Origin of the sequence: Thalassoroseus pseudoceratinae, assembly GCF_011634775.1 — a bacterium.
Classification (GTDB): domain Bacteria; phylum Planctomycetota; class Planctomycetia; order Planctomycetales; family Planctomycetaceae; genus Thalassoroseus; species Thalassoroseus pseudoceratinae.
Map to the genome: position 1 here is coordinate 140,546 of NZ_JAALXT010000008.1, position 19,991 is coordinate 160,536.

Annotated in this window: 17 protein-coding genes; 9 read left to right on the top strand and 8 right to left on the bottom strand. The window is 55.1% G+C overall.

What is annotated here, in order from left to right:
* Positions 1 to 11 precede the first annotated feature (11 nt).
* The 3 genes from G6R38_RS24930 to rpsN all read right to left on the bottom strand — a co-directional run bounded on the left by G6R38_RS24930 (position 12) and on the right by rpsN (position 1,524).
* Complete coding sequence (locus G6R38_RS24930; protein ID WP_166831517.1) at positions 12 to 431, bottom strand: hypothetical protein; 420 nt, start codon at positions 429 to 431, stop codon at positions 12 to 14.
* A 22-nt stretch (positions 432 to 453) separates the two neighbouring features.
* A complete protein-coding gene (locus G6R38_RS24935) occupies positions 454 to 1,119 on the bottom strand; it encodes a hypothetical protein (RefSeq protein ID WP_166831518.1) in 666 nt (221 codons plus the stop codon).
* 135 nt (positions 1,120 to 1,254) lie between these two features.
* Complete coding sequence (gene rpsN / locus G6R38_RS24940; RefSeq protein ID WP_166831519.1) at positions 1,255 to 1,524, bottom strand: 30S ribosomal protein S14; 270 nt, start codon at positions 1,522 to 1,524, stop codon at positions 1,255 to 1,257.
* A 302-nt stretch (positions 1,525 to 1,826) separates the two neighbouring features.
* On the opposite strand from rpsN, the gene G6R38_RS24945 reads away from it, so the two are divergent.
* On the top strand, positions 1,827 to 2,591 hold the full coding sequence (locus tag G6R38_RS24945) for a hypothetical protein (RefSeq protein WP_166831520.1): 765 nt from the start codon (positions 1,827 to 1,829) through the stop codon (positions 2,589 to 2,591).
* Positions 2,592 to 2,810: 219 nt separating this feature from the next.
* On the opposite strand, the gene G6R38_RS24950 is transcribed toward G6R38_RS24945, so the two are convergent.
* On the bottom strand, positions 2,811 to 4,184 hold the full coding sequence (locus tag G6R38_RS24950; protein ID WP_166831521.1) for a hypothetical protein: 1,374 nt from the start codon (positions 4,182 to 4,184) through the stop codon (positions 2,811 to 2,813).
* A 66-nt stretch (positions 4,185 to 4,250) separates the two neighbouring features.
* The gene (locus G6R38_RS24955; RefSeq protein ID WP_166831522.1) at positions 4,251 to 5,657 is read right to left on the bottom strand and encodes an MFS transporter; all 1,407 of its coding nucleotides are present in this window, start codon (positions 5,655 to 5,657) and stop codon (positions 4,251 to 4,253) included.
* A gap of 407 nt (positions 5,658 to 6,064) precedes the next feature.
* Here G6R38_RS24955 and G6R38_RS24960 point away from each other — a divergent pair, with 407 nt between their 5' ends.
* Positions 6,065 to 6,379, top strand: a complete 315-nt coding sequence (locus G6R38_RS24960) for a hypothetical protein (RefSeq protein WP_166831523.1) — start codon at positions 6,065 to 6,067, stop codon at positions 6,377 to 6,379.
* A gap of 85 nt (positions 6,380 to 6,464) precedes the next feature.
* Here the strand turns inward: G6R38_RS24960 and plsY are convergent, their stop codons facing one another.
* The 3 genes from plsY to G6R38_RS24975 form a co-directional block, all read right to left on the bottom strand.
* A complete protein-coding gene (plsY, locus tag G6R38_RS24965) occupies positions 6,465 to 7,220 on the bottom strand; it encodes a glycerol-3-phosphate 1-O-acyltransferase PlsY (protein ID WP_166831524.1) in 756 nt (251 codons plus the stop codon).
* A 175-nt stretch (positions 7,221 to 7,395) separates the two neighbouring features.
* Entirely contained in the window at positions 7,396 to 8,187 is a 792-nt protein-coding gene (locus G6R38_RS24970) for an inositol monophosphatase family protein (protein ID WP_166831525.1), read from the bottom strand.
* A 23-nt stretch (positions 8,188 to 8,210) separates the two neighbouring features.
* Entirely contained in the window at positions 8,211 to 9,974 is a 1,764-nt protein-coding gene (locus G6R38_RS24975; RefSeq protein ID WP_166831526.1) for a proline--tRNA ligase, read from the bottom strand.
* A gap of 339 nt (positions 9,975 to 10,313) precedes the next feature.
* Between G6R38_RS24975 and G6R38_RS24980 the strand changes: the two genes are divergently transcribed.
* From G6R38_RS24980 to G6R38_RS25010, 7 genes are all read left to right on the top strand, one after another.
* On the top strand, positions 10,314 to 11,114 hold the full coding sequence (locus G6R38_RS24980; protein WP_166831527.1) for a hypothetical protein: 801 nt from the start codon (positions 10,314 to 10,316) through the stop codon (positions 11,112 to 11,114).
* A 24-nt stretch (positions 11,115 to 11,138) separates the two neighbouring features.
* Positions 11,139 to 11,303: a hypothetical protein gene (locus tag G6R38_RS24985; protein WP_166831528.1), complete on the top strand. Its 165-nt coding sequence runs from the start codon at positions 11,139 to 11,141 to the stop codon at positions 11,301 to 11,303.
* A gap of 77 nt (positions 11,304 to 11,380) precedes the next feature.
* Positions 11,381 to 15,646, top strand: a complete 4,266-nt coding sequence (locus G6R38_RS24990) for an outer membrane protein assembly factor BamB family protein (protein WP_166831529.1) — start codon at positions 11,381 to 11,383, stop codon at positions 15,644 to 15,646.
* A 189-nt stretch (positions 15,647 to 15,835) separates the two neighbouring features.
* Positions 15,836 to 16,909: an AAA family ATPase gene (locus G6R38_RS24995; RefSeq protein WP_166831530.1), complete on the top strand. Its 1,074-nt coding sequence runs from the start codon at positions 15,836 to 15,838 to the stop codon at positions 16,907 to 16,909.
* A 76-nt stretch (positions 16,910 to 16,985) separates the two neighbouring features.
* On the top strand, positions 16,986 to 17,408 hold the full coding sequence (locus G6R38_RS25000; protein ID WP_166831531.1) for a secondary thiamine-phosphate synthase enzyme YjbQ: 423 nt from the start codon (positions 16,986 to 16,988) through the stop codon (positions 17,406 to 17,408).
* 62 nt (positions 17,409 to 17,470) lie between these two features.
* Positions 17,471 to 17,860 (top strand): hypothetical protein, encoded by a 390-nt coding sequence (locus G6R38_RS25005; RefSeq protein ID WP_166831532.1) that lies wholly within the window; start codon positions 17,471 to 17,473, stop codon positions 17,858 to 17,860.
* A gap of 262 nt (positions 17,861 to 18,122) precedes the next feature.
* Positions 18,123 to 19,451 carry a hypothetical protein gene (locus G6R38_RS25010; protein WP_166831533.1) on the top strand — a complete coding sequence of 443 codons (1,329 nt, stop codon included), beginning with the start codon at positions 18,123 to 18,125 and terminating at the stop codon, positions 19,449 to 19,451.
* Positions 19,452 to 19,991 lie beyond the last annotated feature (540 nt).

The window sequence follows — 19,991 nt, forward strand, 5'->3', positions numbered from 1 at the left end:
TACCCCAACCTTCACGGTTCCTGGTGCAGTAACTCGGCGGGAGAATTGACGAACCTTGGCTCTCCCAACTGTTTCAACAAGTCCGGCGGATATTGGTTCGGATCGGCACCACGAACAAACACGGGGGTCGTTTCATCGGAATAGAACCACATCGCGTCGCCCAATTTCATGATGCGGAAAATTTGATCCAGAAACTCGGGATGCGTAATCGGCCGCGAAATCGTGATTCCATCAATGTGATCGGTATGCGGCCCTTCCTTGCCGAGGTAGATATCAACGGAATCACTGGGATTTTGGAAACGCACACGCAGACAGCCGAATTCCTCGTTCCAGTCGACGTCTTCAGTCGCAAGCAGGTCCCGAACCGTTGCGAATTCAAAGCCGATCGGTTCGCCATCTTGGTAGTTCCAAAGAAACGCTTCAATGCTCATTGTGGGACATCCACTAAAAACGTTATTCGATCAACCGTCCAGCATGATAATAAGTGCCCTCATGGATCAAACGCCGCACGAGTCGGCCGGGGTTGAAGCGAGTCGGGTCTTCGCGGTTGAGTCGGCACAACCGTTGAAGTGTGGCCGCGATAAGTTCGGAGCAGAACACCTCGTGCAAGTTGCGGTACCGGCGGAGTAACACCCCATCCAGCAGGCGAACGAATCGCGTTCCACTGATCAATGCCCCGCCGTAATCGTAACCCAACCCGCGTTTGACGAATCCATCGATCAAAATGCTCGTCAACTGAGCCGACTCCGAATCGCTCAATCGATCAATCGGGGAAAGTCGATACACGTGCACTTCCCCGCCAGATTCCACATATTCGCCGAGGCGGTCTTGCGGATGGTGTGTTTGCAGTCCATGCGTCGGTTGACCGGTCATCACGCAGGGCGTCTGGCAAAGCGTGGTCGACTCGACCCATAATCGCCCGCGATCTGGGACGTCGCAGATGATCGCCACGTGAGAGGGGGCCCATCTTAGATTCCGTGGTGCGAACGGGTTCGATGTCATCAGCGACACGAACCGAGCGCCCCAATCGGTGCCCCAACAGGCCAGGATGTCGCCGGGCTCCAGGTCGGCGACAGCAACGCTCGATTGGGTGGGATGAAAAACGGTCACGATATTCATGCGGGCACCTCCTGACGAACTCAAAATCGGAAACGCTTTGGTTGGCATTTCACACCGAGCTCGTTGCGCAAGGCGCGCGAAGAAAGCCCGCCAAAAACGCGGGCTTCACATCGAATCAGATTGTCCGACCGGCGATTACCAGCTGGCTTTTTTCATGCCAGGGATCAAACCGTCGAGAGCCATATCCCGCAACATAATCCGCGAAATTTGGAACTTGCGGTACACACCCCGTGGACGACCGGTCAGTGCACACAACCGTCGCAATCGCGTCGGGCTGGAGTTCCGGGGCAACGCATCCAAAGCGGCCCAATCGCCTTCTTCCTTAAGTTGTTTCCGCTTTTCAGCGTACTTCTGGACGAGCCGAGCGTTGCGTTTTTGCTTTTCGATCTTTGCTTTTGAAGCCATCTGATTCAAACACGTTGGAGAAATTTTCGAATCAAGTCAAATCCAAGACGGCGATAATAGTGAATCGGTCGCGACTTGAAAAGGGAATCATCCGATTTCGCCACCAGCTCTCACCACGCCCATCTCGTTGGCCTGGGCTTGCCACCCAACCCCGTGCGTATTGAAGAGTGGGACGATAGGAAGTAGCCAGCTTTTGATGACAATCAGGTATGCACAGCCAGTAAGTATACAGACGTTTGAACTCCTGGCACAACCTAGTTAATTTCAATGGCCAACAACCGCCATCAAGCTGGAGCCCCCAAATGCATCGTTTTGTGCTTGCCCTCGTAGTCTGTTTTTCATGCCCTGCTGTCTTGATTGGTGAAGGTATCGATGAGAAAACAATTGTCACAATCTCTGAAGCAAAAAAGCGTATAGGAGCATCGCTGCAAAAACTAGAAAATGCTGAGGCAGTCAGCAAAGCAGACACGACCACTGTAATCGAGCGTGCCATTGAGGAAATCGAAACGCACTGGATTGCCCGCTATGGATCAGGAAAGTCGGAGTTGAGGGATTGGGTTTCCAAAAAGGATGTTGCCAAAGACAAAGCACTCAAATCCCTCTTGTTAATGATTCCTACTTCTTGGCAGAACGACGTTCGACGTACGCTGCTCAAGAACAAATTAGCTGAGATGCAGGAAAAAGCGACGAAAACTACAGATGCCGGCGATTTTCAGATCGCAGCGACTATTCAGAAGTCAATCGCAGCAATTGAGAAAGATATCGAGGGAATCCCAGAGACCGGAAAAAATAACGACCCATTCGCAATTGTTGGACATTGGCGACCGGCCGATTCCCCAGATCAGAATGGCGTTCGTTTTGAACGAGAAGGCGCGTTCGTGAATATCGGTTTCGAGGACTGGAACGGTGCATGGTCATGGTGCCCACAAGGATATTATGTCCTAATCCAGCGAGGTGGTGGACAAGTTACTCATTGGCAGTTCCAAGGCGGACGTCTTTACCGTTGGGGGAATTTGATAACGAAGGATCAAGATCGTAAAGTTGTCGAGTGGGTGCAAGTAAAATGAGAGGTCTCACTGGATTATCTGCCGCAAGGGTGCCACTAGCGACTGGTTGCCAGTGCGTATTTGGTGACCGGATTGGAGCGTCGACGTTTCTCGGCACACGTCTGCCCCTTAGTGGAACTGCGAACTCTCATGGTGTCACGATCGCTTTCTCGAAGAATCAGTTGTTCACATCACGTTCACCACGCCCATCTCGTTGGTCAGGGCGTGCCACCCGTCCCGCTAATCTTCTTTCGGAATGAGGATCTGCCGTAGTGCTTTTTTTAGTTGTGATTCCATGGGGCCGCTGAAAGACCAAGTTTGCTCGTATCCTCCGATGTCTTGATAGATCCGATCTGGGCCGATGTACCACATGCCGCATTCTCCATAAGCGGCGACGGCGACAAACTGGTTTTTCGGAAGTTGTTGTGCGTAGAGTTGGTATTCCGCAAAGACTTCACCTGGCAAATGAACGAGGTGGATCGTTCCGAGTGATAAACAACACGCCTGAAGAGGTTCTCGACGATTGCGAGTTCTGTCGATCCAGGCAAGAAGCATTGCAGCCTTCAGTTTTCGACTGAATGTCGCGGTGGGGGAATCGAGGATTTTTCGCTGATATTTGACGGAAAACGCTGGTTCACTTCTTAGTGGGAATTTGAGCGGCGACGTTCTCCATTCAAGATCGCCAGCAGCTTGCTTTTCGAGTTGGCTCACCGAAGACACCATGCCAGCGTACAACCGTTGAGCCAATCGTTCGCGGGCCTCGCGAGTGCCATCGTTATACTTGCCCATGGCGATGTCCCCGCCACAGCCATTGAAGTAGACTTGGAAGACCCCCGATTCTTTCTGCAATCGCTCTCTGGCAATTCCGGGTACATCCCAGGTGATTCGGCCGTCACCATAGAATGATTGTGGGTGACACGCGTAATAGTGAAGACACGCTAGAATTCTCTCATCTGAGTAGAAGGCGATTGTCCGCAACCAGGGGTCGATCTTTCCTTCGGGAGCATTCTGTAGAACAGGATCGGTCGTACTGCTGAGTCTGACTTTGATGCTGCCATCAGGCTGACGCAGTCGGCGTGTGGATGCGACTTCGCGAACCAATGCTTTCGAACTTCCGACATGAGAGACCACATGGAAATCCTTTGTTGCTTCGGAAACACAGTCCTGAATCTTCTTCGCTGTTGTTTCTTCAAAGTTTCGAATACTAGCAAGTTGCTCGGAATTCTTATCGTACAGCAGCGATACGGCATCAATATCCAACGTTGGAGCCGTATGCTGATGAACGGCACTTAGCATGACGAAATCAGAGGTCGTGCCGGCTCCGTCTGCGATCCGGTCCCGAAAAAGATCATAGGACGTCCCACAGAGTCCCGTGTAATCAATCGAACAGACGACGTAGGAAACTCCCCCCTGCTTGAGCACAATGCCCTTAGCCTTCAGCGGGTGTTCCAAGGATTGATATGTGGGCTGAAAGCCGACGCCGACTCGTTCGTTGAGCGGTGGCGAAACATCGGTTTCGAAACTCGCAATTTGCAGTTCATCACCCAGGCATGTCTGCCCCCACCAGAACAGGCAAACGAGAACTAAGATTCTCCAGGCCAAAGGAATACTCATAACTTGTCCCATGAGAATCGAAAGCACGCTCAACTTACGGATAGAGAACGAGCGGCACGACGCCGATTACTCCGGTAGATCTCGGCCTTTGGTTTCGGGGGCGAATATTAGGAGGACCACACCGAGTAAGAACAGCCCGGCTAGCCACGTGGAAGCGTCTGCCCGCGTCATGCCAAGGCCGCCTTCGGCTTCGCTTTCGACCATCCAACCATTCACGAGCAGCACAAGGAACACCGCGAGACGGGCCAAGTTAAAACAGATCCCCGCTCCACTGCCCCGCACGCGAGTCGGAAAGAGTTCCGGGAAGTAGACTGCGTAGCCGGCGTGCATGCCGAGCGTCATGTAACCGAAGATTGGCAGCACAATCACCAAGCCGGGCAAGGTCCACGCGACTTGGTAAGTCACAATCGCCGCCACGAACGCTGCGACATGGAAGATCAAGAACGTCATCCGACGGCCGATCCATTCCGATAACGGCCCGAACGTGAGCAACCCCAGACCACCGCCACTGGTCACAAGAAACATCCCCAGCATTTCCCACTGTTTCTTCGCGGTATCGGTCAGCGAGGAGATTTCATTCACGGCGGCGGCTTGCATCAAGTTCTTGCCGAAGATGTGTGTGCCCCAGAATGTCGCCAACCCAACCGTCCCCAGGCCGATTCCGACCAGCGTCGGCCGGAGCAACGGTGGACGGAACAACTCAAAGAGGTTGCCCATTTTTTGCGTGGAGTCGGTTTGCGACTTCTCGCGAGCAGCTTGCCAATCTTCCGGTTCTTTGATGCTGATGCGAATCCAAATCGTCAGCAAAGCCGGCAACGCTCCAAGTGCAAACCCCCATCGCCAACTCATGTAAGGCAACACGAACGCACCGACAGCAACGGCGAGGTACGTCCCGAGCACACTGGATGCGTGAAAGATTCCCAGTGACCGCGCCCGAGCTTCTTTCGGGAAGACTTCGGCTACCATCGCGCTGGCCACGGCCCATTCCCCACCGACCCCCATCGCAACGAGGAACCGGAAAATTGCCATGTGTTGCCAAGTCTGCGAGAACGCCGACAAACACGTGAACAGTGAGTACACGAGGATGGTCAAAATCATCGTGCGGGACCGTCCAATGCGATCGCTGACGACCCCAAACACAACTCCGCCGAGCGCACCCCCCAGAAGAAAACACGCCAGCGTCACGGATTTGAAGTACTCGATATCGCCTTTTTCGGTCCCCGCAGGAACCAACTCGGGCATGGCGTCGTTCATGCTGGCGACGAAGATCTGCCCTTCGAAGATATCGAAGATCCACCCAAGCGAGGCAATCAACAAAACCAACCATTGGTATCGCGTGACACCCTGATACCAAGGCCGTTGCGGAATAGGGAGATCGCCGGGTTCGCTCATGGTGAATTCTGGTTCGTGCTGGAAGTGCGAAGAAACGGTGAAGACAGCCGCCAAAGTCGCCCAAATGCCGGGCGAAACCATCCTAAGCCGTCCCTCGTCTGGACACAATCGAGGACGCAAATCACGAATTTTTGAAATTTCGAATCAAAACTACTTAATCCGTTTGACCGCCAATCTGCAGATCAATACAGTAGGCTTAGGAAAGTCGATGATGGACAGATTCAATTCCCACCAAACTTTCAAGACCGATCTCTCAAAATTTTCCGAGTGATGGGTTTCACCCCACCCGATTTGACCAACAGACTCAATCGACTCATGGCAGCGGATGCCTTCAAAACTTCAGAAGCCAATCAACCGTATTTCGTACGGGTTGCCCCCTGCTTGAGTGAAGTCGTCGGTCACAATTCCCGCATTCATTCCGACCGCCGATTGAAACATTGTGTTTCAGTCCATTCACCGTCGGATTCGTTGACCAGGGAGGATTACGAATGACCCTGCGTACGTTGACCGAGTTGCCGCCCATTGTTTCCGCGACCATGGCAACTCCAACCCCTCAGCCATCTCCGAAAGACGGAGACGCCACCATGATCGACTCGATCGCGTGTGTGGTCCACCAGCGAACAAACGGTGGCGTTCGCGACCTGCGTGTGGACATGACATCCGGTGGACTCGTCCTGACCGGACGTACCAACACCTACTACACCAAGCAGTTGGCAACCCACGCCGCGTTGGATGTGGTCGATCCACAAAGCGAATCCGGCTCCGCCCGTGTCGCTTTGACCAACGCCATTGAGGTTTGCTGATTTTTCCATAAGACGCAGACAAAAAGAAAGCCGCCGAATGAAAGTTCGGCGGCTTTTTTGCATTTTGATTGGTTAGAAACCGAGATCAAACGGTTTCACGATCTTGATCGAGATCACGAGGGCTGGTGTCTTTTCCGGTGTCCTGCCGACGCTGATCCTTGACCGCCGAACGGAATCGGTTGGTCGTTGGTTCTTCATCGCGGGAGCGACCGAACTGAAACCGGGGTTCTTCGCCTCGGAAAATCCGGCCGATGTTGGAACGGTGTCGTACAACGATGAGCAGTGGCACCAACATGGCGAAGGTGGTGAGACTCCACTCGTTGACCGAGAACGGACTCGGCGTGCGAACGAAATGGGCGATCACGAACGCCATCGCACCACTCAACGAGGCGACTGAACCGATTCGGAACGTCGCAAACGCGACCAAATAGGAAATGAACGCCACCAACGTCGCCCAAGGTGACAAAACCGTAATGACCCCCAACGAAGTCGCCACGCCTTTGCCGCCGCGGAACCGCAGATACATGGGGAACATATGCCCAATCACAGTGGCCACACCGCACAAAACTGTCACATGGGGCAGCCAGGGATTCGTCGAAGCAAAAAACAGTTTCGGCAAGAGCAGCGTGGGGAGCAGACCTTTGAGCCCATCGAGGACCATCACACCGATGCCCCAACGAACTCCTAAGACCCGAGCCACATTGGTCGCTCCAATATTGCCACTCCCATGATCGCGAATATCAATTCCGGCCCGGAACTTCGCAACCAAATAACCGAACGGGAGCGAGCCAACCATGTACGCGGCAAGCGCTGCCAAAATCGCACAAAGAGAGTTGCTCATGCAGATGAACTCGGTTGTTGATGAGGGGAAAGTCACCATTCGAGAAGTTCGCTACCGCGAATTCGAACAGTGGTGGATGCTCGCACTGTATCGTAGATTACGAACAAACCGCAACTGCGGATCAGGGAAATCCGTTTTTCAGCGAACAAAGCCACTTTTCCCGTTCACCGGTTGATCACGGATGATGCTTGGCAACAATTTGCAAAGCAGCATCGTGAAGCTTCGTGTTCGAGGCAAGCAAACTCGATTTCCCCAACGGCAACGGTTCCCCGCGAGCGGTCGTCACCGTGCCGCCAGCCTCCTCGACGAACAGCTGTCCGGCGGCGAAATCCCAGGGCGAAAGTTCGTATTCAAAATACGCCGCGTACGCCCCCGTGCCGACAAAACACAAATCAAGAGACGCCGTTCCGAACCGCCGAATGCCGTGAACGTGGGCTCCGAAGAACTCCCGCATGGCATCCAAGGTGGCTTCCATCATTGCACCGCGATCGTAGTAGAACCCGAGCCCGACAAAGACTTCATCCAGCTTCGATTGCTCACCGACATGGGCCGGTTCGCCGTTTGCCGTGGCTCCCTGCCCGCGAATCGCTTCGAACCAATCGTCCCGAATCGGGTTGTAGACCACTCCGCAGGCGGGTCGCCCGTGATGCCAGTACGCAATCGAAACTGCGAAGTGCGGCATGTGATGCGCGAAGTTGTTCGTGCCGTCGATCGGATCGACGATCCACAAGTGCTCCGTCGACAAATCGGCGACTTCGTTTTCTTCCTCGCCCAACACCTTATGAGACGGAAACGCCTCACGGATGACCTCGACAATCGCCCGCTCGGCTTCACGGTCGGCCCGCGAAACCAGATTGTAAGTTCCCTCGCCGGCCTTGCTCTCCATCTCCACGCCGGCATTGTAATAGTGACGAGCAACATCGCCCCCCGCCCTCGCCGCCCGCTTCGCGATTTCCATCTCATGCATATCTTGAATTTTCCTGTATTCCGTCAGCTAGGAACTTTTTCGAGTTCTTGTTCTCGCCGTTGATTGAGGAGTTCTTGAACTTTGGCGATGCCGTCGGCGATGGGGACTTTGGTGGGGCCGTCGTCGGTTCGCCACTTGAGTTCGACTTCGCCGTTCTTCAATCCTTTGCCGCCGATGACGACTCGCAATGGAATGCCAATGAGGTCGGCGTCTTTGAACTTGAAGCCGGGACGTTGATCACGATCGTCGAACAGCACGTCCACTCCGGCGGCGGTGAGTTCGTCGTAATACCGATTCGCCACGTCCATCACATCGGAATCGCTGACGTTCAGCGGAATGATCTCGACGGAATACGGCGCGACCGCGAGCGGCCAAATCAATCCATTCTCATCGTGACACGTCTCCGCCAACCCCGCGATGATGCGGTTCACACCGATTCCATAGCAGCCCATGATCATCGGATGAGATTGCTCCTTTTCATCCACGAAAGTGGCGTCCAAGGCTTCACTGTATTTCGTACCGAGTTTGAAGACGTGACCGACTTCGATCCCGCGAACGATGGCCAACCCACGATCCTCACCGGACGCCTGGCAGCGTGGGCAGGGATCGCCCGGGGCAGCGTTGCGGAGATCGAATGTGGTATCGAGTTCGTAATCCCGGCCGATCGTGACGTGTTTGTAATGGGCGTCGGCGGCGTTTGCACCGGTGATCGCACTCACAACTTGCGGCACATCGTGATCGGCAACCACGGGACACTTCAGACCGACCGGACCCGCAAACCCAACCGGTGCGCCGGTGACGGTCTCAATGGTTTTCGGATCGGCCAATTCCAGGTCAGTCGCGTCGAGCGCCCGGCGAATTTTGCCTTCGTTCGCTTCGTGATCCCCCCGCAACAACACACCGACCGGCTTACCATCGGCGAGGTAAATCAGCGTTTTGACCAACTGCTCCGGTGCGGCCCCCAACATTTTGGAAACCTGCTCGATGCTCGTGGCCCCAGGCGTCTCGACTTTTTCGAGTGGTGGGGCATCCTCCGGCGTCACGATGTTTGGAGCGGATCGCCCAGTGTCCGCCCGTTCCATATTGGCGGCGTAGTTGCACGACAGGCAGCGAATGATTTCGTCTTCCCCGTTTTCGGCGGGAATCATGAATTCGTGCGAGGCATCTCCGCCGATCGGTCCACTTTCGGCCTCAACGGGCAAGTATTCCAAGCCACACCGCGAGAAGATCCGGCAATAGGCGTTGTACATCTGGTCGTAAATCTTGCCGAGTTGCTCGGTGTCTGCCGAGAAGCTGTAAGCGTCTTTCATCAGAAATTCGCTCGTCCGCAGCACACCAAACCGAGGACGCTCTTCGTTCCGAAACTTGGTTTGAATCTGGTAAACCGTGATCGGCAACTGACGGTAACTGCTGATCTGACGGGACATTAAGTCCGTAACGACTTCCTCGTGCGTCGGCCCCAAGGCGAGGTGCACTTTGTGATCCCGTCGTGGAATTTCGAAGTTGATCAGCACATTCCCGAACGCCGACAGCCGGCCCGTGCGTTCGAACAGGTCGATGGGTTGCAATGCCGGCATATGCAATTCGACGGCGTTGATGCGGTCCATCTCTTCGCGGACAATCTCTTCCGCTTTCCGCAACGCCCGATACCCCAATGGCAGATAGGTGTACGCCCCTGCCATCAATTGCCGAATCAATCCAGCTCGCAACATGAGTTGGTGAGACGGGACCTCCGCGTCGGCGGGAACTTCCTTCATTGTCGGAATCAACGTTTGCGACCAACGCACGGCGGCATCCTTCCGGGAATGGATGTTAGGAGTCAAATTTCGTGGAAGATAAGGTCAAAATCTGATTGCGGGCCGAATTTTAGCGGAATCCATCATGAATGTGGAGCATGTCCTCTTTTTGATCTCAGTGATGAAACCCGAAAGAAGTCGCAGAATTTGATTCTACGTTGTGTTTTTTGACGTTCCGTTCGCATTTCGTCCACGAAGCGGTTAATCTTGATAATGGCTTCCACCACGGAGGCCAACCTGCCAAGTTTGTCTAAAATAAACCGGATTTGAAATCCTGCCGTCTGTGGATTCCTTTCCCAGGCTTTTCCCTATCCTCATTTGAGAAGGTGCATGATGATTGTCGCAATCCGTCGACTGATTCCCGCGTGTTGTCTGGCGATGCTGGTCGCCGCCCCACTCACCGCAACCGCCGAAGAAGGTTACGGCACAATTTCCGGACAAATCGTGGCCACCGGCTCCATCCCGGAAGCAGACATCCTCGTCAAAAAGGATGACCCCAAGATCAAAGACCCAGCAGTCTGCGCCGCCGAAGCCCACATCGACAACTCCTTGCTGATTGACGAGTCGAGCAAAGGCATCGCGAATGTCGTGATCTATCTTCGGAGTGTGGACGACGTGCATCCGAAGTACGAAGAAATTCCCGCGGCCGAAAAAGAAGTGGTCTTCGACCAGAAAAACTGTGTGTTCATGCCGCACATTCTTTCGGTTCGCACCGGGCAAACCGTCGTGGTGAAATCCGACGACCCCGTGCCACACAACACGCACACGCACCCGTTCAAGAACAAAGAAGAGAACTTCACCATCCGCCCGAACAACCGCGAAGGTGTGAAGGTCGATTACGATGAATCGGAGTTCTTGCCAGTCAAAGTCAACTGCGACTTGCACCCTCACATGACCGCCTACTGGGTCGTGCTCGATCACCCCTACTTCGCCGTGACCGACAAAGACGGCAAATTCGAGATCAAAGACCTTCCCGAAGGCGAATACGATTTCATCGTCTGGCATGAACGAGTCGGCTACATCGACCGCAAAGTTCCGGACGTGCAAGACATGCTCGATGTCGAAGTTTTCTCCGATGAAAGCGAAGACCTCGGCAAAATCGAAGTTCCCGCTGATATCTTCAAGAAGTAATCGAGACTCGGGACCGAATTTCCGATGCGACACCACATTGGCATGGCTTTGCAATTTTTGGTTCTCGTATTTCTGCCGCTCCTGATTTTGTGGCAGTTGAATTTCGGGTTCCGTCTTATTTGGATGCCGTCCTTGCTCTTGGTCGGCATGGTGGTGTTCGCGATTGGAACGAAACTGCGGGAGTCGTAATGACGGCTCCCCGCAGATTCATCGGCTACGAACGCAGTCGCTTGAACACCCGATGATTTCCATAGGGAGAATGGAAGATGCAGATTCGCGGATGGCGTGCCCTTGGGCTTTTACATTTCGCGATCCTCAACCTTCTCCCCTTGGTTTTCTTCTCTACCTCCACTCCGCATCTGTTCGCCCAGGCTCCGCAGACGCCGCCATTTCAAGAGCGGATCGTCCTCGACACCGAACTGACCACCGTCAAGCAGATGGGGGCGGTCGAGGATTTCATCCGAGACGGTCAATGGTCCGACGCGATCGAGAAACTTCGCCAAATCCGAGGCGATCAGCCGGAGAGCCTGGTTCCTATCCGATTCGGTCGCTACGTGACCGTGGACACCTATGCGGATTTGATCCTGGCGAACTTCCCGCCTGCGGGGTTGTCGGTCTACCGAAACCGCATGGATGCCCAAGCCCGGCGATGGTTCGTAGAGGGTCGTCAACACGACGACGTGGAGTTACTCCAGAAAGTCGTTGACCGAGCCTTCGTCAGCAGTTTTGGCGATGATGCGTTGTTCCGTCTTGGGGAATTGGCGTGGGATCGTGGCGAACCGGCTGCTGCTCGTGATTACTGGCAACAGATCCTCCCGCTGCCCGAACATGTCCCGGCAGTTCCTGTCGGCAAACCTCTGCCAGTGCGTCGCTATCCCGACACCGATCTACCACGTGCCGAGATTCTCGGACGTCTTGTGCTTTGTTCCGTCGTGCAAGGACGTTTGGACCAAGCCCGTGTGGAACTGGCCGTGTTCGAGAAGACGTATCCGAAGGCGGTCGGGTATCTGGCTGGTCGTGACGGCAATCTTGCGGAAACTCTGACCGAAGTCATCCAAGCCGCCGAAAAATGGCCCGACCTCGGTTTGGGTGATAATGTGGTTTCCTTCGCCAAGAACCCGGAACGCAACACCATCTACAAAGAGCCGGTTGATGTTGGTGCGGAACTCTGGTCCACTTCCGAATGGCCGATGAGCGAATTTTCGATCATCACTCCCCGACGAGGCGAGTTCCGTTGGCCGCCGATGCATTACCCGGTCGTCACTGGTGATGTGGTGTTGATGTGCGATGCGGAAAACATCTTCGCCTTCGATTTGGAAACCGGCGGCCCGAAATGGCCGCTCGACGCGAACGATCCCGACACGTTCGCCCAAGCCCGGATTTATCCCCCCGGCGAACCGCTTCCGCAGCCTGGGCCGAATCCAGAGATCGTTGGCATCCCACGATTCACGCTGACCGTCGCGGAGAATCGCGTGTACGCCAAAATGGGCACGCCGATTACCAGTCAGAAATCGAATTCGATTCATGACATCGACAACCAAATCGTGTGCTTGGATCTGGCCCAACTCAATGCAGCCGATGCTGGTGAGCCGTTGGCTTGGCTCGTCAACGCGAGTGAAGTCCGCACACCGGACGATGAAGAAGCCGGCGGGCAATGGCTGTTCGAGGGTTCGCCGATTGTCGACAATGGCCGCGTCTTCGTGACCATGCGACGGAGTCGGCCTCAAACCGAAATTCGGGTGGTCTGCTTCGATGCGGAAACCGCGACACAGCTTTGGTCCCACACGATCGGGGCAGCGATTTTCAATTTGAACGATCGTCGGAATTACGCCAGTCACAACCTGCTGACCGTGGCGGGGAACACGATTTTCTGCTCGACGGAAATGGGAGCCATCGCGGCGTTGAACACGCAAGACGGCCGGATCCGCTGGATCGTGACTTATGAATCCCAGGCCATCGAGAACACCGACGATTTCAGCGATCCGCAACGAATCGGACTGACGCCCTGCGTGTTTCACGAGGGTCTTGTCTTTGCCGCTCCGAGTGATTCCGAAGACGTGATGGCGATCAACGCCGACACGGGTGTGATGCAGTGGTCGCAACGCATCCGCCGCACACAAGACCGAATTCTGCACCTCCTTGGCGTGGTGGATGATCGCGTGATCCTCAGCGGTCGGCAAATCTGGGGTCTCGATCGACAAACGGGTCGCGTTGCTTATCCACAAATCCCCCGAATCAACACTCCCCCGAGTACCGGCCGTGGTGTCATTGCGGGCAACGTGATCTATCGGCCGACCCACGAGACCATTGAACGGCTCAACACCCGCACGGGGCGACCAGTCGGTCAACCGATTTCCTTGCGTCAACGCGGTGGACGGGGCGGTAATTTGACCATCGCCAGTGACGTCCTTTTGGTCGCTGAGTCTTCGCGTCTGGTTGCATACGCAAATGTTGGCCGGATCAAAGACGAAGCGGAAAAAGCTCTCGCCGCGAACCCGAAGTCTGCACGGGCTTGGTTTCGATTGGCGACGGCGGAATCGCTTGATCAGAACTTTGCGGCGGCTGCGGAAGGCTTCCAAAATGCAATGAAGTTCGCAACGCATCACGACAAATTCGGCGGACAACCGCTATTGGCCGCCGCACGAGATCGACGGCGGCTCGCATTGAAACCCCTGATCGAAACCGCCATTCGCGAAAATCGAACCACCGATGCCATCACGCTTCTTGAAGACATCTTGAAACTCACGCATGTCAGATCGCAGCGAAGCGAATTTCACGTGCAGCTCGCGCGGCTCATAGAGCCGATCAATCCCAAGAAGGCTCTTTCGATCTATCAACAACTCATCCAAGAGAATCTGGATGGTCCAACGATCATCGACGGCGAACAGTGGGAACATGCACGCGATCGAATTGCTCATCTCCTCGAGAAACACGGTCCGGAACTTCGAACCGATTACGAAGATACCGCCCGTCGTGCGTTGAATTCGGCCATCAGCAGTCGTCGGCAAACCCATCTGGAACGACTGACGGTTCAATTCCCGGTCGCCGGTGTCGTGTCGAAAGCCATGTTGGAAGCCGCACGAGACGCCGCCGACAAAGACGACTTCAAAACCGCGTTTTCACTCTGGTCGGAAATTCGACACTCGTCGTTCTCCAGCGATATTCGACAAGCGGCGTTGGTCGATTCCGCGGAAGCATTGGCGACCAACGAATTTTGGTTCGCAGCGGCTCAGACTTGGCGAGAATTAGCGAAGGAATTTCCGTCCGCACGGATTGGACCAAACGCCCGCCCAGCATTGGAAGCCGTCCCGAGTTTGCTCGCCAAACCACCGTACCTGACTGAACTCGGCAGGAACAACACCACTCCCCTGCCCTGGCGACAATCCTGGAACCGCGACATTCCCCCAGAGGCGTTACTCATCGTTCCCGTCGGCATGGCACCGGGAAAGAGTTGGGAATCGGTCCTGCTGCAAACGGCCGAACTCACGTGCCTGTCCGCCACCGATGGTGAACCACGTTGGTCCCGCACATGGTCGCGTCCGATTCAGTGGGCCGCCTACGGACGACGGCATCTCTTGGTCGCCACCGATGCCAACCTCACCGCGTTCGAACTTGCCACCGGAGATTCCGTGTGGACGCTCAACACCACCTCACCCGAGGCGGAACAATCCGACGCCACCTTCCAGTTGGTTCCACCATATGTGCTCGTCATTTCCAGCCAAGAAATCGTGGCGATTGATTGGGAAAGTGGTCACAACGTGTGGCGACAGCACTTTCCCAGCAACTTAAGCCCGGTGATCTTCGCGGATGAAACTCACATCGGCCTGCAACAGACGCGCCCTCCGCGCACTCAATTCTTGAAAACCTCGACTGGTGAAATCATTTCCACGGTCGAGCAAGTCGACGATGCCGGCATTTGGCAATCCGCTCCGGTCCGGCTTGGGCCCCGTGAGTTCGCTGTCGTTGACGTCGACCACCACGTTTCGACATTCACATTCGATCGCCGCCAAACGGCCTGGCGGTACACCGGTCCGCTGTCACACGCTCGCACTTCTCCTCGACTGCAAACCGCTGGCGACGCATTGCTACTGTTCATTGATGGCGACACCGTCTGCCGACTCGATCCGGAAACCGGGGCCAACCGTTGGACTACCCCGCTGGGTTTCCCGCCGATCGATAACATCGACACTCGAACCGTCACCGACGAAAATCACCTTTGGATCGCCTCCCAACGCACTCTCCGCTGCCTGTCCTTAACCGATGGAAAAACACTCTGGAAATCGGCACCGGCTGGCGACCGCTCACTTGCGATCCAGCGGCACAATGAAACACTACTCTGGTTGACCGAATCCGCAACCCATCTGCTCGATGCCAAATCCGGTCAGATAAGACAAACCCTGCCAACTCCGCAAACCCGTTGGCTAACGACCCAACTTGGACGCGTACTGTCCCAGCAATCCGGGCGGATCATCGGTTGGACGGGTGGGTTTCATCCGTCTAATTTGGCAGCGACCGACGCCGATAATCCATAAATCACACCATGCGTGTCGGGTCGCCGAGGGGCAGCAAATCCGCAACGGCAGCCGCTTCACGAATACGTAACATGGTCCGGTTCTCCTACTCCCGCGAGTCCAGACCCGCTACGATGAACTGAAAGAACAATCGCCTTTGAGAACCACTGCTCGGCGAAACCACGTAGAATCCAACCGAATGGAATTTCGATGAATGACGAACAAACTCCGGACGTGGAGACCCCGTCCGATCTGGAAGCCGTTCAGAAACTCGGAGCCGCCTACGAACGAATCACACGTGAACTTGGCAAGGTCATTGTCGGCCAACAGCAAGTCGTTGAGGAATTACTGATTTCGTTGCTCGCGGGTGGCCATTGTTTGCTCGTCGGTGTGCCGGGGTTGGCGAAGACGCTGATGGTTCGCACCGTCGCCGACACCCTCAGCCTCAGCTTCAACCGCATTCAGTTCACCCCCGACCTGATGCCCGCTGACATCACGGGAACCGAAGTGATTCAGGAAGACAAGGCCGCCGGTGTGCGGGAGTTTCGTTTCATCGAGGGGCCGGTGTTCGCGAATGTGTTGCTCGCTGATGAAATCAACCGAACGCCTCCCAAAACACAGGCGGCGTTGTTGGAAGCCATGCAGGAACACCAAGTGACCACCGGCGGCAAACGGCATCAGCTGCCGGACCCATTCTTTGTGCTGGCCACGCAAAACCCAATTGAGCAAGAAGGCACGTACCCCCTGCCCGAAGCCCAACTCGACCGCTTCATGTTCGAAATCCTCGTCGACTACCCAACCGAAGATGAGGAATTCGAAATCGTCCGCCAAACCACCGCCGACACCAAACCGGATGTCGAGAAAGTCCTTACCTATGAGGACGTCACAACCTTGCAGCACGTAGTCCGTCGCGTGCCCGTTGCGGACCACATCATCCGCTACGCCATGCAGTTCGCCCGTCTCACTCGCCGCGAGAAAGGTGACGTGCCGGACTTCGTCGAGCAGTTCGTCAGTTGGGGAGCCGGTCCGCGGGCCAGCCAATATCTCGTGCTCGGTGCCAAAGCGCGAGCCATGCTCCGAGGCCGCACCTATGTCAACACCGAAGACATCCAAGCCGTCGCGAAACCCGTTCTGCGACACCGGATCATCACCAACTTCAATGCCGAAGCCGAAGGCATCACCGCCGACACCATCATCGAAAAGCTCACCACGATCATCCCCACCCCCGCCGATTCCCCCGGTGCCAAATCCGTCGGCGAACTGCCTAAGGTCTTTGGCTCATGATGGATGATGAGGTTGTGGTAAGGTCCTCATATGATGAGGTAATCAAAACGCAATTTGCAATTCAATGAGCAACTCCATGAAATCCCACACCGAATACCTGACCTTCAATCTCCCGGCTCGAATGGCATTCGAGAACATCACGCCAACAATCGCTGAGATCGTCAAGAAAAGCGGCGTGCAAGAAGGCATGGTCCTGGTGAATGCGATGCACATTACTGCGTCTGTTTTTATCAACGATGACGAACCGGGGCTCCACGAGGATTACAAAAAGTGGCTGGAGGGTCTCGCACCATTCGACGCCTCTCCCCAGCGATACGCCCACAATCGAACCGGAGAAGACAACGCCGATGCCCACATGAAGAGACAGATTATGGGCCGGGAAGTCGTCGTAGCGATCACAGATGGCAAACTGGACTTCGGCCCTTGGGAGCAAATCTTCTACGGCGAGTTCGACGGACGCAGGCCCAAGCGAGTTCTAGTCAAAGTGATTGGGGAGTGAATTAGTTGCGGCACATTAATTCGATTGAAATTGCAAGGCATACTGCCAGACGGAGGCCAGAAATGGTCACAAGCGAATTAATCTTGGATGGTCGCCCTCTGCTCGAACACTGCGAACGATCAGCAAAACAAACCTTCGATGTCGTCTCACCGATTGGATGGACCTCGCCAGACTACCAAACAGCGTTTGTCGAAAGATTACTTCTCCGGCAACCGGCTGTGTTGCCAAGCGGACGACGAGAAGTTCTCGTGTGCCCGGAGTGTGCCGACTTGGGGTGTGGTTGCATTTCCGCCGACGTGTCATCCGATGGGGAATACTTCGTGTGGAATGAAATCGGTTACGAGAACAACTACGCCCCTGAAATGCTCTCGATCTTTCCAATGGGACGGTTCGTAATTCCCAAGGCTGAGTTGCTTCATCAACTTCGTGGATGTATTCCTGACTTGCAATGACGTGTGCCCGAAGGCGGAATCGCCGGGTCCAGGAAGGCCGAATCGAATGCGAACTGGCCGATCCGACCACGCTTCGCCGTTCTTCTCGGATGACGTTGATCGACGGTCTGTGACGGCGGCTTGTTCTAAGCCTTGCGAGCATCTAGGATACGTCGTTTCCAATGCCAACTCGTCGTGTTTTGGCCAACTGGAACAATTGACGACCTCGCCCGTTCTCGGGACCACACACGTGCTTCTCCAAACTTATTGAGGTGCATTATTCATGACTGCTCCAACGTCGATTCTCAAGGATAAACTGCACGAATACCCGCAACACGATGTGATTGATGGTACGGGCGGAGCATCGGCTACGATTCTCGATGACTGCCTGAACAAGACCGGCGGGGTGCTGCAACTCCTGCACCGCTACGCCGGCCGAACATTCTGCACACCCGGTAAACGCCTTCGCCTTGATGAAAGCTCGTACTATCCGGACTACATGAACGGTACGGGGCTCGATGAACTTTGGATGTGCTGCACTGTTCCCATCGTGACCGGAGTCGTCGATACACGCACGAACAAGGCCCCATTTCGGGAAGGTGAATCGCACGTCCTCACTCCGGATGGGCAAGTCATTTCACTGCAAGACTTGATCGTCGCCAACCCAGAAGCGGTCATGGGAGAGAAGGTAACGGCTTTCGCGAAGTCGCTCTTCGGCGAGCCAACTTGGCCGATTGTCTCGAAGAAGTTCGACAATCTGAACCCGATTCCGCATCACCTGCACTGGTCAAAGTGGGAAGTCTACGACATCAATTCGTTCGACAACCCCGGCGTCAGCCCGTCGCACTATCACACCACGGCAATGGGGTTGTACCCATTCGTGAGCAAGGATCAGTTTCTGGCCTGCATGAAGCGGTTCGGAAAGACCGAGTACAACGGAGTCCGGCATTTGTCGCCGCACGTGATGATGCAGCTTGACAATGGCTTCGTGATGCCCAACGGGGTGCTGCACTCGCCGACGGACCTTTGTACGCACGAGTTGCACGTCACCATGGATGAGCACTTCCTGGCGGAAGACCTCACGCTTGATGGACGGATCGGAGCAGCCGATGCCTTCTACGCCTGTCGGGAAGAAGACTACCCCAAAGATCGGCACGAAGACTGGGAATATCTGGTTGAAAAGTTCGACTTCGAAGCCAACCAAGACCCAGACTTTGTCCTGAAGAATTCGCGGCCAGCAATCTCCGCGGAAGAATTTGCAGGCGACGGGGTCGATGCCAAGTGGATCGTTTACGGTGACTTCCTCGGCGAGCAGAAGTGTTCGATACTCCGACTCACCGTCCATCCTGGCGGAAAGACGAAATTCTGCCCGGAAAGCCCGGCACTGTTCCACACGAACGGCGGAACCGGCCGCGTCGGGAATCTCGAAGTGCGATACCACCAAGGCATGGTTCTCGGCGAGATATACCCCGAAATTGGATTTATCACTCAGGCCGCACTGGCAAACGGTGGCGTGGAAATCGAGAACACGGGAACCGAAGCACTCGTGTTGACGTTCGACTTCCCGCAGAACGCCCACTCCCAAACCCCCGGTGCCGCCGCCACGAATTAGTCGCTCGACACCAGAAACCCGCACTTCAAGGAGACGGTTTCGCGGGCATAACATCCAACAATTCCACAGTTGCCAGTCACGGTTTCATCGCCGTGATTGGCAACTCGGTGGACGAGCAATCCGACAAGGAAGTGCGATTCCTACGAAGAGAACGTCTTCCCACGATCTTCAAATTCAGCAGAGATCTCATTCAGAGTGTCGAGATCAAACCACGTTACGATCAGACCGGCTGAAGTAGTTCCTGTTTGGTCGTCGCGGCTTCTGTCTTGTAGAGGTCAGGTGATAACGACCTTTTGCATTTATTGTGGATAGCGGCAACATGAATCGCCACCACAGCAGCCCCAAACACTCAGTTCGAGATTCCTAAGAGATCATCTTGTGCCCCTGGTCTGTCGAATGCCGAAAAGGTGGAAAGTCGCGGCAAGGCTTCTTGGACTTTTGTGGCTTGCGAACCTTGCGACGATCCGTGTGTCTGGTAGAATCCCATGTGCAGCGAATCCTTCTTGCGTACCGCTCTTGATCCCTGGTTCAAGCTGCCGC